This window comes from Curtobacterium sp. MCLR17_031, assembly GCF_003234775.2.
In the GTDB taxonomy this organism is placed as follows: domain Bacteria; phylum Actinomycetota; class Actinomycetes; order Actinomycetales; family Microbacteriaceae; genus Curtobacterium; species Curtobacterium flaccumfaciens.
The window spans coordinates 2,502,885-2,516,311 of record NZ_CP126270.1 but is presented as its reverse complement, the minus strand read 5'-3'; the positions used below and the strand labels follow the sequence as shown (position 1 = coordinate 2,516,311).

General features: G+C 71.1%; 11 protein-coding genes. 6 read left to right on the top strand and 5 right to left on the bottom strand.

Features of this window, described 5'->3' with window-relative positions; all coding sequences use genetic code 11:
• Nucleotides 1–32: 32 nt before the first annotated feature.
• Nucleotides 33–1,340, top strand: coding sequence for a UDP-glucose dehydrogenase family protein (locus DEI96_RS11840; RefSeq protein WP_071406414.1), 1,308 nt, complete (start codon nt 33–35; stop codon nt 1,338–1,340).
• A gap of 70 nt (nt 1,341–1,410) precedes the next feature.
• Here the strand turns inward: DEI96_RS11840 and DEI96_RS11835 are convergent, their stop codons facing one another.
• On the bottom strand, nt 1,411–2,613 hold the full coding sequence (locus DEI96_RS11835; RefSeq protein ID WP_146246841.1) for a glycosyltransferase: 1,203 nt from the start codon (nt 2,611–2,613) through the stop codon (nt 1,411–1,413).
• Between the two features lie 48 nt (nt 2,614–2,661).
• Here DEI96_RS11835 and DEI96_RS11830 point away from each other — a divergent pair, with 48 nt between their 5' ends.
• Nucleotides 2,662–3,885 carry a polysaccharide pyruvyl transferase family protein gene (locus DEI96_RS11830; RefSeq protein ID WP_181440440.1) on the top strand — a complete coding sequence of 408 codons (1,224 nt, stop codon included), beginning with the start codon at nt 2,662–2,664 and terminating at the stop codon, nt 3,883–3,885.
• A 131-nt stretch (nt 3,886–4,016) separates the two neighbouring features.
• On the top strand, nt 4,017–4,244 hold the full coding sequence (locus tag DEI96_RS11825; protein WP_111022323.1) for a hypothetical protein: 228 nt from the start codon (nt 4,017–4,019) through the stop codon (nt 4,242–4,244).
• 6 nt (nt 4,245–4,250) lie between these two features.
• Here DEI96_RS11825 and DEI96_RS11820 read toward each other — a convergent pair whose 3' ends face one another.
• Together DEI96_RS11820 and DEI96_RS11815 are read right to left on the bottom strand one after the other, a co-directional pair.
• The gene (locus DEI96_RS11820; protein ID WP_111022324.1) at nt 4,251–5,207 is read right to left on the bottom strand and encodes a GH25 family lysozyme; all 957 of its coding nucleotides are present in this window, start codon (nt 5,205–5,207) and stop codon (nt 4,251–4,253) included.
• Between the two features lie 148 nt (nt 5,208–5,355).
• Nucleotides 5,356–6,633 carry an acyltransferase family protein gene (locus tag DEI96_RS11815; protein ID WP_181440441.1) on the bottom strand — a complete coding sequence of 426 codons (1,278 nt, stop codon included), beginning with the start codon at nt 6,631–6,633 and terminating at the stop codon, nt 5,356–5,358.
• Between the two features lie 106 nt (nt 6,634–6,739).
• On the opposite strand from DEI96_RS11815, the gene DEI96_RS11810 reads away from it, so the two are divergent.
• Both DEI96_RS11810 and DEI96_RS11805 read left to right on the top strand, forming a co-directional pair.
• On the top strand, nt 6,740–8,611 hold the full coding sequence (locus DEI96_RS11810) for an ArnT family glycosyltransferase (RefSeq protein WP_181440442.1): 1,872 nt from the start codon (nt 6,740–6,742) through the stop codon (nt 8,609–8,611).
• A 110-nt stretch (nt 8,612–8,721) separates the two neighbouring features.
• Nucleotides 8,722–9,753 carry a lysylphosphatidylglycerol synthase domain-containing protein gene (locus DEI96_RS11805; RefSeq protein WP_111022327.1) on the top strand — a complete coding sequence of 344 codons (1,032 nt, stop codon included), beginning with the start codon at nt 8,722–8,724 and terminating at the stop codon, nt 9,751–9,753.
• A gap of 292 nt (nt 9,754–10,045) precedes the next feature.
• Here the strand turns inward: DEI96_RS11805 and DEI96_RS11800 are convergent, their stop codons facing one another.
• The gene (locus tag DEI96_RS11800; protein WP_111022328.1) at nt 10,046–11,602 is read right to left on the bottom strand and encodes a DUF2142 domain-containing protein; all 1,557 of its coding nucleotides are present in this window, start codon (nt 11,600–11,602) and stop codon (nt 10,046–10,048) included.
• Between the two features lie 15 nt (nt 11,603–11,617).
• Nucleotides 11,618–12,106 carry a GtrA family protein gene (locus tag DEI96_RS11795; RefSeq protein WP_111022329.1) on the bottom strand — a complete coding sequence of 163 codons (489 nt, stop codon included), beginning with the start codon at nt 12,104–12,106 and terminating at the stop codon, nt 11,618–11,620.
• Between the two features lie 113 nt (nt 12,107–12,219).
• Here DEI96_RS11795 and DEI96_RS11790 point away from each other — a divergent pair, with 113 nt between their 5' ends.
• Nucleotides 12,220–13,356 carry a 5-(carboxyamino)imidazole ribonucleotide synthase gene (locus DEI96_RS11790; RefSeq protein ID WP_111022330.1) on the top strand — a complete coding sequence of 379 codons (1,137 nt, stop codon included), beginning with the start codon at nt 12,220–12,222 and terminating at the stop codon, nt 13,354–13,356.
• The last annotated feature ends 71 nt before the right edge of the window (nt 13,357–13,427 follow it).

Below are 13,427 nucleotides of genomic sequence, written 5' to 3'. Positions count from 1 at the left end.
GACTTCGGCGAGAAACCGGTACCTTCTTCGACGTGCGTATCTCTGTGATCGGCTGCGGCTACCTCGGTGCCGTGCACGCCGCCTCCATGGCCAAACTCGGACACGAGGTCGTCGCCGTGGACGTCGACCCCACCAAGATCGAGCGGCTCGCCGCGGGCGAGGCCCCCTTCTTCGAGCCCGGCCTGCCCGAGATCCTGACCGAGGCCCTCGAGTCCGGTCGGATCCGCTTCACCACCGACATGGCCGAGGTCGCCGGTGCCCGCGTGCACTTCCTCGCCGTCGGCACCCCGCAGGGTCCCACCGGTGCCGCGGACCTGACCTACGTGAACGCCGCCGTCGCCGCGCTCACCCCGCACCTGTCCGCCGGCGAGTTCGTCGTCGGCAAGTCGACGGTGCCCGTCGGCACCGCCGCACGCCTGGCCGCCGAGGTCAGCGAGGCCGTCCCCGGTGCCACGCTCGTCTGGAACCCCGAGTTCCTGCGTGAGGGCTTCGCTGTGCAGGACACCATCGCGCCGGACCGCTTCGTCTACGGCGTGCCCGACGGCGAGGCCGGCGAACAGGCCGTCGCTGCCCTCGACGAGGTCTACGCCGAGGCGCTGTCCACCGGCACGCCCCGACTCGTCGTCAACCTGCCCACCGCCGAGCTCGTCAAGATCAGCGCGAACGCGTTCCTCGCCACGAAGATCTCGTTCATCAACTCGATGGCCGAGATCGCCGAGGTCGCCGGTGCCGACGTCACGGCGCTCGCCGACGCGATCGGCCACGACGCCCGCATCGGCCGCAAGTTCCTGAACGCCGGTCTCGGCTTCGGTGGCGGGTGCCTGCCGAAGGACATCCGTGCGTTCCAGGCGCGGGCGAACGAGCTGGGCGTCGGGGAGTCCCTGGCGTTCCTGGCCGACGTCGACGCCACGAACCTGCGCCGTCGCGCCCACGTCGTCGAGCTGGCGCAGGAGCTGCTCGGCGGTGTCGTCAGCGGCAAGCGCGTCGCGGTGCTCGGCCTGGCGTTCAAGCCGAACTCCGACGACGTGCGTGACTCGCCCGCCCTGGACATCGCAGCCCGCCTGCAGGAACTCGGCGCCGTGGTCTCGGCGTACGACCCCGAGGCCGTCGTCACCGCGCGACGCGTCCACCCGGAGCTCGACTACGTCGAGAGTGCGGCCGAGGCGCTGGGCGGGGCGGAGCTCGTGCTCGTGCTCACCGAGTGGACCGAGTTCCGGGAGCTCGACGCGACCGCCGCCGCCGCACTCGTGGCGTCGCCGGTCGTCATCGACGGCCGCAACTGCCTCGATCGTGACGCGTGGACCGCCGCCGGCTTCACGTACCGCGGCATGGGGCGCTAGGGCGACACACAGGAGGCCCGGTGCCGGTCCGTGGGACCGGCACCGGGCCTCCGGTGTGTCTGCCGCGTCGTCAGCCGATGGCTGCGCGCAGCACCGCCCGGTAGCGCTCGCCGATCCGTTCGGTGGAGAACTCCGCCGCCGAGACGACGGCCTGCTCCTGGTAGCGCGAGCGCGCTGCATCGTCGGTGAGCACGCGCTGCAGTGCTGCGCGGAGCGCCGGGACGTCCCCCGGGGGCACGAGCACGCCGGACACGTCGTCCTGCACGACGTCCCGGATGCCCGGCAGGTCGCTCGCCACGATCGCGGCCCCGACCGCCGCGGCCTCGAGCAGGGTGACCGGCAGCCCTTCCTGGTCGCCGTTCGCCGCGGGGACCGACGGCACCGCGACGACGGTGGCCGACGCGAGGGTCTCGAGCACCTCGGTGCGGCCCCGCTGGCCCAGGAACGTCACCGGCAGATCCGCCGCCTGCTGCTCGAGCTGGGCGCGGTACGGGCCGTCGCCGACCACGGTGAGCCGCCAGGGCACGTCGTCGCCCAGGCCGCGGAGCGCCTCGATCAGGTTGCCGAAGCCCTTCTTCTCGACCAGACGACCGACGGCGACGACGTGGTGTTCCTGCGGCGCGACGCGGGCACGGGTGTCGCGGGCCGGACCGAGGTCGACACCCATCGGGATCACGGTCGAGCGCGACTCGGGGACGCCCCACTCGGTCAGGCGCTCGCGCATCTCGGAGTTCACGGTGGTGACGTGCGCCGACCGTCCGAAGACCCAGCGCTTGAGCCGGACCAGGGGAGCCGCACGGAGCGCGTAGATGTCCCCGCCGTGGGTGGTCACGACGACGGGTACACCCGGGGCGGCCAGCGTCGCGACGAGGGCCTGCGGGATGGCCCAGTGCGCGTGGATGACGTCGGGCTTCGCGGAGCGCACCATGCGCCGCACGGCCAGGTACTGCGCCAGCACCAGCGCGGGCACCTGAACGATGCGGGAGCGCCGCTCCTTGAGGTTGTCGAGGATCGCGCCGTCGGCCAGGTCCTCGAAGCGACGCGGGAAGTACGGGTAGCGGCGCACCGCGACGTCGCCGATGCGCTCCTTCGCGGCACCGCCGGGCACGCGGGGGGTGAGCACGAGGGTGTCGAACTCGGTGGCCTCCTGGTGGGCGAGGTCGAGCACGAACGCCGGAACGCCGTCGTCCGGACGGGCCGGGAACGTCGAGCCCAGGACGAGCAGGCGGGGGCGGTCCTGGCGGGAACGGGCGGAGCGAGTGGTGCGGGACATCGTGCCTTTCCGGGGCTGGCGGGGGACGGTCCGGTAGGCTCTCACCCCGTGCGCGTACTGATCCACAATAGCGATTCGCCCCACAACCGCGGGGACCGGGCGATCCTCGCCGGCAACGTCGAGCTCGTCCGTCGCCGGTGGCCGGACGCCGAGATCGTGTCCCTGTCCCAGTACCCCGAGCGGGACGCCGCGTGGTTCGGGATCCGGTTCCTGCCGGTCTCCCCGTACAGCACCGGCATCGGTGACCTGTTCGCCCTGCTCCGTGCCGCCCGCGGCGCCGACGTGGTGCTCTGGGGTGGCGGCGAGATCCTGAAGGACTACACGAACAAGCTCGGCCTCGTGTACTGGTTCGGCAAGATGCTGCTCGTCCGTGCGGTCAACAAGAACCTCGTCGGGGCGTTCCAGGGCATCGGCCCGACCACCGCCGGGGTCAGCAAGCGCCTGATCCGCGCCACCGTCGACCTCTGCAGCGCGTTCGCCGTCCGCGACGACGAGTCCCGCGAGAAGCTCCTGTCCTGGGGCGTGAAGACGCCGATCGTGTCGTCCTTCGACCCCGCGGTCGTCGGGACGGTCACCCCGCCCGACGCCGAGGTGCTCGAGCGGCTCGAGCGCACCACCGGCCTGACCGCCGAGCAGCTCGACGGCTCGATCGGCTTCGGCGTCCGTCGCTGGTTCCACTACAAGCGCAGCGGCTGGATCCCGTTCCGGTTCCTGCCGAAGCGCTTCCGCCAGACCGGTGTCGACAGCGACAAGCTCGTGACCTACCGGCAGGCCGTCGCCGATCTCGCCGACCGTGTGATCGACCGCTGGGACGCCGACGTGGTGTTCTACCCGATGCACATGGAGGCGTCCGAGGGTGACGCCGCCTTCGCGCGCGAGGTCATCGCGCTGATGCGGCGCGCCGACCGCACCCACGTGGTCGAGGCCGACGAGTTCTCGCCGTCCGAGTACGCCGGACTGATGTCGCGCAGCCGCCTGTTCCTGGCGAGCCGCCTGCACTCGGCGATCGTCGCGACCATCGCCGGGGTCCCCGCCGCGGTGCTCTACTACGTCGACAAGGGCCGGCTGTTCTTCGAGCAGATGGGCCAGCAGGCCTACTCGAAGCCGATCGAGGCCGCACTCGAGCCCACGTTCGTCGACGACGTCACGGCGCAGCTCGAGGCGCTCGACGCGGACCGCGACGCGGTCCGCGCGCAGCTCGCGCAGGGCGTTGCCCGCATGGCGACCGCCCTCGACGCCGACTTCGCCGAGGCGACGCGCGACGTCCGCTGACACTGTGCGCTGACACGGCGGGCGCGAACGCGCGCCCGTGACGGACAGGAGGCCCGTGGCGACACCGCCACGGGCCTCCTGTCCGTTCGTGGTGGCCGAGCGCCGGGGGCGCGCGCCCCTAGGCTGACGACATGACCGAGCGTCGATCCCTCACCGTCGCCGGCGGCGTCACCGCCGCCATCGGCGGAGCCGTCTCCGGAACCGGGGCGCTGATCCTCACCGTGTACGCCGTGACCGGCGGGAGCTTCCCGTTCGGTGCGGCGTTCCTCGTCTTCGCGGGTGGGCCGTTCCTGCTCGTCGGCGCGGTGCTGTTCGCCGTCGGCTGGTGGCAGGGCCGTCGGTCGCAGCGCCGCCTCTGACGGGCGTCAGCTCGTCCGGGACGCGAAGCGCTTCAGGTACGTGATGTCGTTGCGGTAGACGTCCTGGTCGCCGGGGAGCGTGCCGCTGGCCGCCCACTGCCAGAAGGTCCACTTCGACCAGCTGCGTCCGAGGGTTCCGGGGGTGGTGAAGTTCTTCACCGGGTAGATCGCGACGAACAGCGGGTTCTTCGAGAACTGGTTGCTGTTGTTCGTGCAGCGCTTCCACCAGTCGGTCGTGGTGTAGATCGCGGGGTACCGACCCGTCTTGGCGACGACGGTCCGGTTGAAGTCCTTGATCCAGGTGCGCATCGCGCCCCACGACTTGCCGTAGCAGGTGCCCTGGGCGGCGCTGCCGTACTCGATGTCGAGCAGCGGCGGCAGGGTCTTGCCGTCCTTGCTCCACTGGCCGCCGTGGGCGAAGAAGTAGTTCGCGGTCGCGGCGCCGCTCGCCTGGCTCGGCTGGGCGTAGACGTAGCCGCCGCGGTACAGGTTGCGCTGCTTGGCGGTGGCGTACTGCTGCTTGTAGGTGGAGCTGACGTACGAGGTGCCCTCGGTCGCCTTGACGTACACGAACCGGGCGCCGTTGCGGTAGGCCTGCAGGAAGTTGACGCTCGGCTGCCACGCGCTGATGTCGAAGCCCTGCACCCGGCCGGGGGGTGGGCCGCCGGCGGTGGCGGCAGCGGCCGACGAGCTGAGGGACTGTGCGCTCACGCCGCCGCCCGAGGTCGCGTCGGGGGAGGTCGTCACGTGGGTCTCACCGGCGTGGGCGGCGATGCCGGCACCCATGGTGTGGTTGCCGGTGCGGTCCATCTCGGCGATGGAGAGCTGCTGACCGGTGTCGGTGCCGGCGGGTTCGGTGGCGGTCGCGCTCGCGCCGACCGCCGGGCCACTGCCGAAGGTGATGACCCCGGCGACGGCGGCAGCGGTGCCGAGCCCGAGGATCCTGCTGATGGGTGCGCGCATGTGGTCTCGTCTTCCCTGTCGAGATGCCGTGGGCCTGATCACCCACGCCGCGGTCCGAGCGATGCTACCCGGGCTCGGCGACACCTGTCCGTGAGACGCACCCGGGCAGCGTCTGCTGCAGCGTCGGATGCGGTGTCCGCTGTCGGGGCTAGCGGGCGGTGCGGGTGCCCTCGTCGTCCGTCTCGACCTCGGGCAGGCGCCCGCGCGAGGAGACCTCGCGGGTGGCGTGCTTCTGCCGGCGGTTTAGGAAGTTGCGCTCCACGAGCCACCACATCCCGACGCAGATCGCCAGGGTGATCGGGATCACCACGAAGACCATCATCAGGAACTGCCACTTCGGGTACAGGCCCATCGGCAGGAGCAGCAGGTTGCCGAGTCCGAGCAACGGGCTGTGGAAGAGGTAGATCGTGTAGGACACGAGGCCGGCGAGCACGAACGGCTTCCACGCGAAGAAGCGTGCGAGCCAGGTGTGCTCCCCGGTGACCGCCTTGCGACCCATCCAGGTCAGCAGGATGCCGGCGAAGATGCCGAGGACGACCTCGGACGGCCAGGTCTGGTGCTGCCAGTAGTCGCGGTTGCGGAAGAAGACGAGGAGCATGCCCACGAACATCGCGGCCACGAACACGCCGCTCTGCCACCGCGGCCCGCCGAGCTTCGAGCTGTTGAGCTTGCCGGTCAGGTGCTCGTCACGGGCCTTCACGGTGAGCTCGGCGGCGAGCATGCCGACCGCGAAGAGGCCGACGAACCACGGGTGCATCCACGAGTAGCGGCTCTCGGAGCCCATCCACATGCCGATGAGGACCAGCGAGGACGCGGTCGCCCACCCGCCGAAGACCTTCCAGAGCGGCAGGATCAGCAGCGGCATGAGGAAGTAGATCTGCCACTCGACCGCGACCGTCCACATCGGGCCGTTGATCTTGCCGATGTACTGCGGGAAGAAGTCGTGCACCAGGAAGAAGTGCGTGAGGAACGTGCCCCAGCCCATCGGCAGCTTCGTGTCCCACTGGGTGCCGCCGGGCTGCCCCATCACCGGGACGAACAGGATGATGAGCGCGAAGACGACGAGCGACGCCCAGTACGGCGGGATGATCCGTCGGGCGCGGCGCCAGATGAACTTCCAGAAGCCGCCAGGCAACCGGTAGCGGTCGAACCGGGTCACGACGGGCAGCATCAGGACGTAGCCGGACAGGACGATGAACAGCGGGACGCCGAGGTAGCCCCACCCGATGAACGGTCGGAGCCACGGCAATTCGGTCGGCCCGGTGCCGGTCGTCCCGGTGAAGAGGTACGCGTGGTAGAACACCACGGCCAGGGCGGCGAGTCCGCGGAGCCCGTCCAGGTACGGGAACTCGAGCCGGCCCCCTGCGCGGGGAGCGGCCGCCGTCGGTTCGGCTGCGGATTCGGCTGCGCGGGTTTCGGTGGCCAACGAACGTCCTCGAGGTGGTCGGAGCGGGGTCCCCGGCAGTCTCCCACACGCCGAGCGGGGCCCGCGATCCGCCTCGGTGCGGTCCGGCAAGCGAACGGATGTCATGATGAAGCACGTGACCGTGACGACGACCGCAGCACCGCAGAGCACCCACGAGCCCGCAGGACGGCGTTCGGGGGCGGGTGCGCGACGGTACCGGCACGTCGTCGCACCCCTGATCCTGGGCGTCCTCGTGGTGATCGGGGTCGCCCTGAGCGCCGCCGTGGCGTACCACAACCGCCTCGGCGTGACGAACGTCGACGGCATCTCCTACATGGGCATCGCGCGCGAGTACGCGAACGGCTGGCTGCCCGACGCGATCAACGCGTACTGGTCGCCGCTGGTCTCGTGGATGATGGCGCCGTTCATCGCCCTCGGCCTCGGCATGCAGACGGCCTTCGCGATCGTGAACTGCTTCGCCGTGGCCGTCGTGCTCGGCATCGGCGGGTGGCTCGTCTGGTCGCAGAACCACCGCATCGTCCCCGCCGTGCTCTTCATGGTCACCGCGATCCCCGCCCTGATGAGCGCCGTGTCGGTGCAGACCCCGGACCTGCTCGTCGTCGCGTGGATCGTCGGGTTCCTCTGGGCGCTCCGGTGGGCCGACCAGGCGCTGCACGGTTCGACGCGTGCGCGGGTCGCCTCCGGCGCGGTGCTCGGCGTCGTGGCCGCGCTCGGGTACTTCACCAAGCTCTTCCTGCTGCCCGTGGCCGTCGGTGCGGTGATCCTCTGGCTGCTGCTGCGCGTCTGGTCCGCCCGTCGCCGCCGTGAGCCCGTCCGGCACTGGTGGCCGGCCCCGGTCGCCACGATCGTCGTGTTCGCCGTCGTCATCGCCCCGTGGGTCGGCGCACTGACCCTCAAGTACGGCACGGTGACGCTCGGGTCGTCGCTGTCGGTCAACATCGGTTCGAAGTTCGACGACGGCGGCCGTGCCACGGACTGGCCCTTCCTGCCGGTCCCGCCCAACGACCACGCCTTCTCGCCCAACGAGGACTTCACCCCGTCGGTCTACAAGCAGGGCCCGATGGACAACCCGGACCCCGCCGTGGTGCCGCCGCCCACGCAGTCGACCACCGAGGACACCGCGCCGAAGGTCACGAAGGAGTCCGGCATCGCGGCTCGTGCCGGGTACTACCTGCACGAGCGCATGCTCGCCCTGCCGTACTACCTGCAGAAGATCAGCACCTTCGCCCCGTTCGCGGCGCCGATCGCCCTGCTCTTCGCGGCGGCACTCGTCATCGGTGTCGTGCGGTTCCGCCGCTACGCGTTCACCTGCATCGTCGCGGCGACGACCCTGGTGTACTTCGTCGGCTACGGCATGATCACCTCGTCGTCGAGCGGCGGCGGCAACGCCCGGTACTACTGGCCGCTGTTCTACCTGACGGCGATGATCGGGGCGCTCATGCTGCCGGCCGTCTGGCGGCTGGTGCGCCGCCGGGGCGTGGTCCGGACGATCGTGGCGTGCATCGCGATCGCGGTCGTGCCGATCGCCTCGTACACGCAGAACTGGTTCGGGTCCCCGGCGCCGTTCTACCCGTCGGTCAACCGCACCGAGGCGCTGCGCGTCTTCGGGCCGACCGACGTGCCGGAGATCGTCCGGCTCGCCGACCAGATCCGGGCGAGCGGCGCGCTGCCCGAGGACGCCACCGTCATCGGCTCGAACTACCGCTCGCTCTCCTCGCTCGCGTTCCTGACCGACACGCGTGTGTACGGTCGCTCAGGTCAGGGCTACACGTACCACTCGGACGCGATGCGCAACCTGTTCATCGACGAGGGCGTGCAGTACTTCGTGCAGTTCGACCCGGCGACGGCCCCGGCGCGTGACTACTCAGTGGCCGGCAAGCTGGTCGGCACGTACAACGCGACGATCTCGTGCAGCGCCGACCGCTCCACCGACCCGGAGATCCCCTGCCGCGTGCAGATCGTCAAGCTCGCCCGGTGACGCTCGACCGGTGACGTCCCCGGCACCCGCTCCCTGCGGCAGCACCGCAGGGAGCGGCCCACCCCAGCGTCTACCATGACCTGAGCCCGTGACCTGAGCAGGAGACCCGTTTGTCCGCAAGCACCAGCGACACCCCCGCGCCCGAGGGGAAGCGTCCGTCGAAGCGACGACGGTTCCTCGGCAAGGCGATCCCCATCGCCTTCTACGTCCTGCTCGCGGTGTTCCTCGTGCTGTACGTCCGCAGCGTCGACTGGGGACAGCTCGCCGGGCTCGACTGGCAGTGGTCGTGGGTGATCCTCGCGACGGTGATCAGCCTCGGCTTCCGGTACTGGGGCGTCGGCATCTGGTTCTACCTGCTGCGACGGCTCGGCGCGACCGGGCTCAAGGGCAGCGGCGTCACCCTGACCTACGTGTACGCGAAGTCCTGGATGGGCCGCTACATCCCCGGTGCCGCGACCTGGATCATCGGCAAGGTCTACTTCGCCTCGAAGCACGGCGTCTCGAAGGCCCGCCTCGGAGTGAGCGGGCTGCTCGAGGGCGCCCTGCAGATCGCCGCGACCCTGGCCCTGGCGCTCGTGCTGCTGCTCATCGACCCGCGGACGCACAACCTCGACCCGTGGCTCATCGTCCTGATGATCGCGGCGTTCGTCGGCTGCGTTGTCTGCCTGATCCCGCGCGTGTTCGTGTTCCTGATCGGGATCGCGCTGAAGATCCTGCGGCGCAAGCCGCTCGAGGCCGACGTCCGTCCGAACCTCGGCACCGTCCTCGGCGGAGCCGGGCTGTACGTCGCGGGTGCGGTGCTCTCCGGCACGGCGTACTACTTCATCACCCTCGGGGTGTACCCGTCGCTGAAGCTCACCGACGCGGCCTTCGTGATCGGTGCCGCGAGCATGGCCTCGGCGATCAGCATGTTGGCCGTCTTCGCCCCCGGTGGACTCGGCGTCCGCGAGGGTGTGCAGGCCCTGCTCCTCACCCTCGTCATGCCACCGTCCATCGCACTGGTCGTGGTCGTCGTCACCCGTGTCTGGAGCCTGGCGGTCGACGGACTCTTCCTGCTCTGCGCCGCGGCCCCGACATGGTTCCGGCGCAACCGCCCGACCGACGACCCCTCCGCGGTCGAGGGCGGCGTCCCCGCCGCCTGACGCGCGTCGCGCGCGTCGCTTCGTGAGCAGCAATGGTCAGGTCCGGATGACGGACCCGACCATTCCTGCTCACGGAGTGGGGCACCGGTCGCGCGTGACGACGGACGGGAGGCCCGGTGCCAGCTGGCACCGGGCCTCCCGTCCGTCTCGTGGGTGCGCCCACCGCACGCCGCGCGCGTCCGCCGAGGGGTCACGAAGTGTCGGCTGCGGCCTCGCCTGCCGACCGTTCGCGACCCCTCGGGGCCGCGCCTGCGGCACGTCGTGCCACCCCGGCGCTCCGCGGCCGGGCGTGTCAGTGGACGGGAACCGTCGTCGACAGGGCCCTGTGGTCGGCGCGCGCGACCTGCACGACCGACGCGACGAGCCCCACCGCGACCAGGGCCACGACGACGGCGAGCACCGCAGGCGGCACCGGGCCGATCTCGGAGTACCGCAGCAGCCCGCGGCCGGTCACCGGGAACAGCGCCGCGTTCCAGAACCAGGCCGACGCCACCGCGAAGCCGTACACGCCCACCGCGGGCAGCACGACGGCCAGCGCCACTGCTGCCCAGGTGCGTGCCCGACCGGCCGGCACCAGGCGTCGCCACGCGAGCGCGCTCAGCACGATCAGGCAGACGATCGCGGGGAAGTAGTACCGGCCCTGGGTGGCGGCGACCTCGGTGGTGGTGAGGTACGAGTGCGCGCTCGTGCGGTTCTGGATGCCGATCAGGAGCGCCGGGAACACCGCGAGGCACAGGGCCACCCGCAGGTCCGGGCCCCGGCGGAACGCCCAGCCGACGAGCACCACGAGGGCGACCAGGGTCAGGACGGCGGTGAGCAGGTCGCCGATGGTCACCTGGGCCCGACCGCCGAAGCTGCCCCAGAACGTGCGCGACAGGGTGCCCCAGCTGACGTCGAGGAAGTGTCCGAGCGTGGGGCTCTCGCCCGGCGGGAAGTCCTTCGGGGGCCGCATCGCCGTGTAGCCGTTCGGCTGGATCCGGCCGTACGACACGAGGTTGTGCAGCCACCACCAGGCACCGATGCCGCCGGAGACCGCCATCGTGACGACCGTGCGGACGATCCGTTGCCGCAGGGACAGCACCCCGGCACCGGCGAACAGCACCACCACCGCGACGAACGGCACCGCCGGCAACCCGGTGCCCTTGATCCAGACCAGGGCCCCGAGGACCACCGCCAGTGCGATCGTGGTGCGCCAGCGGGTGTCGCCGGTGAGCAGACGGGTGGCGAGCCAGACGACGATCCCGGCGACGAGCAGCACCGGGGCGTCGTTCGAGAACGACGAGCCGATGGACGCGAGCTCGGGCGTCGCGAACACGGCGAGGGCCCCGATCAGCGCGGCGCGGGGGCTGCGGGTCACCCGGCGCACCGACGCCCAGGCGAGCAGGGGGAGCGCGGTGACGGCCAGCACGTCGGCCAGGCGGAGCGCGATGAACGCGTGGTCCCAGCGGAGCTCGCCGAAGTCGACGGCCCGGAGCACGGCGGCTCCGGCCAGGTAGGCGGTCGGCGGGTGCTGGGTCATCTGGTTGACCGTCGCCGAGGGTCCTGGTGCGTTCTGCAGCAGCTCGCTCACCGTCGACCACTCGTCCGACGGCTTCGTCGCCTGCTCGACCTTCGCGGCCTGCACGGCGTTGGTGACGTGCAGCTCGCCGGGGGCCGCCCAGGCGTCCCCGAGGGCGACGTGCACGGCGGCGTCGATGTGCGCGGTCTCGTCCGGGGCCTCGAACACCGGGACGAGCAACGCCCACGCCACCAGCCAGAGTCCGAAGGTCGCCGTGATCACCGCGATCGCGACACGTTCCCAGCGCGCGGTGCGGGGTGGGGCGGGGGTGGTGGTCGTCTCGGCCGTCACCCCACCGATCCTAGGTCAGGCGTCGTGGGGGACCCGCGGGCCGTCGGACACCGACTCGTCCGCGGCGGCCGGCTGCGTGGCCGTGCGCTCGGGGTGGTAGACCCAGACCTTGTAGAGCCAGAACCGGAAGACCGTGCCGAGCACGAGCCCGATGATGTTCGCGACGTTGTCGGCCAGCACCGAGGTGAGCCCCATCGCGTAGTGCGACACCCCGAGGCAGGCGAGCGCGATGACCATGCCACCGAGCGACACGACGACGAACTCGATGCCCTCGCGGGTGGCCACGGCGCGACGCTGCTCGCGGAACGTCCAGTACCGGTTGCCCATCCAGTTGACGAAGATCGCCACGACGGTGGAGATGACCTTCGCCCAGAACGGCCCCGAGTGGACGTCCTCGGGGTTCAGGAGGGTGATGCGCAGCACGTTGAACACCGTGGTGTCCACGACGAAGCCGACGGCACCGACGACGCCGAAGCGTGCCAGCTGGGCGATGAGGCGCCGCACGAGCCCTCCAGGATCCGTAGAGTTGTGACCGGTCGTGCAGAGCACGACCCGAACAGCGATTGTAGACAACGCGTTCCCACCGCACGGTGGGAGCGCCGGAAGGATCACACAGCATGGCGTTGCGCGTCGGGGTCATCGGTGGGGGACAGCTGGCACGGATGATGGTGCCGGCCGCGGTCGAACTGGGGATCGACATCCGGGTGCTCGCCGAGGGGCCGGGCATGTCCGCCGCGATCGCTGCCACCGCCGAGGGCGACTACCACGACGCCGCCACGGTGCTCGAGTTCGCCCGACAGGTCGACGTCGTGACCTTCGACCACGAGCACGTGCCGCAGGACGTCCTGCGCAGCCTGGTCGACGCGGGCGTGTCGGTCCACCCCGGACCGGACGCGCTGGCCGTCGCCCAGGACAAGATCACCATGCGTCGCCGGCTGAGCGAACTCGGGCTGCCGGTGCCCGACTGGGCCGCCGTGCAGGGGCCCGACGACCTCCGAGCGTTCCTGGCGGACCACGGTGGCCGTGCCGTCGTCAAGACGCCGCGGGGCGGGTACGACGGCAAGGGCGTCCGGGTCGTCTCCGACGCGTCCGACGTCGACGACTGGTTCATCGCCGTGGCCGAGGCCGGCGGTGACCAGGCGCTCCTGGTCGAGGAGCTCGTCCCCTTCACCCGCGAGCTCGCGCAGTCCGTGGCACGCCGTCCCTCCGGGCAGGTCGTCGCCTGGCCACTCGTCGAGACCGTGCAGCGCGACGGGGTCTGCGCCGAGGTCATCGCACCGGCCCCGGACAGCGCCGGCCGGATCGCGGACCTGACCGAGTCGATCGCCGTCCGCATCGCGGAAGAGCTCGGTGTGACCGGTGTGCTGGCGGTCGAGCTGTTCCAGACCGACGACGAGCGCATCCTCATCAACGAGCTCGCGATGCGTCCGCACAACACCGGGCACTGGACCATCGACGGCGCCACCACGAGCCAGTTCGAACAGCACCTGCGCGCCGTCCTCGACCTGCCGCTCGGTGCCACCGGCTCGTTCGCCCCCGCGTCCGTCATGGTGAACGTGCTCGGCGGACCCGCGGACGGCGACCTCGCCGCCCGGTACCCCGCAGCGCTCGAGGCCTTCCCCGAGGCGAAGTACCACTTCTACGGCAAGGCACCCCGGCCCGGCCGGAAGATCGGGCACGTCACGGTGCTCGGCGACGACGTCGACGACGTCGTCTACCGTGCCCGCGCGGCCGCGGCGCACTTCGACGACTGAGACGGTGTCCGCGACACCGGGTCGCGTCCTCGACGTGACCGGCTGACGGACGGGAGGCCCGTGGCGACGCC

Excerpts from the sequence above, each read along its gene's own strand:
- DEI96_RS11835 (WP_146246841.1), bottom strand. The coding sequence starts at position 2,613 with ATGTCCCGCACCACTCGCTCCGCCCGTTCCCGCCAGGACCGCCCCCGC.
- DEI96_RS11790 (WP_111022330.1), top strand. The coding sequence starts at position 12,220 with ATGGCGTTGCGCGTCGGGGTCATCGGTGGGGGACAGCTGGCACGGATG.
- DEI96_RS11825 (WP_111022323.1), top strand. The coding sequence starts at position 4,017 with ATGACCGAGCGTCGATCCCTCACCGTCGCCGGCGGCGTCACCGCCGCC.
- DEI96_RS11820 (WP_111022324.1), bottom strand. The coding sequence starts at position 5,207 with ATGCGCGCACCCATCAGCAGGATCCTCGGGCTCGGCACCGCTGCCGCC.
- DEI96_RS11810 (WP_181440442.1), top strand. The coding sequence starts at position 6,740 with ATGAAGCACGTGACCGTGACGACGACCGCAGCACCGCAGAGCACCCAC.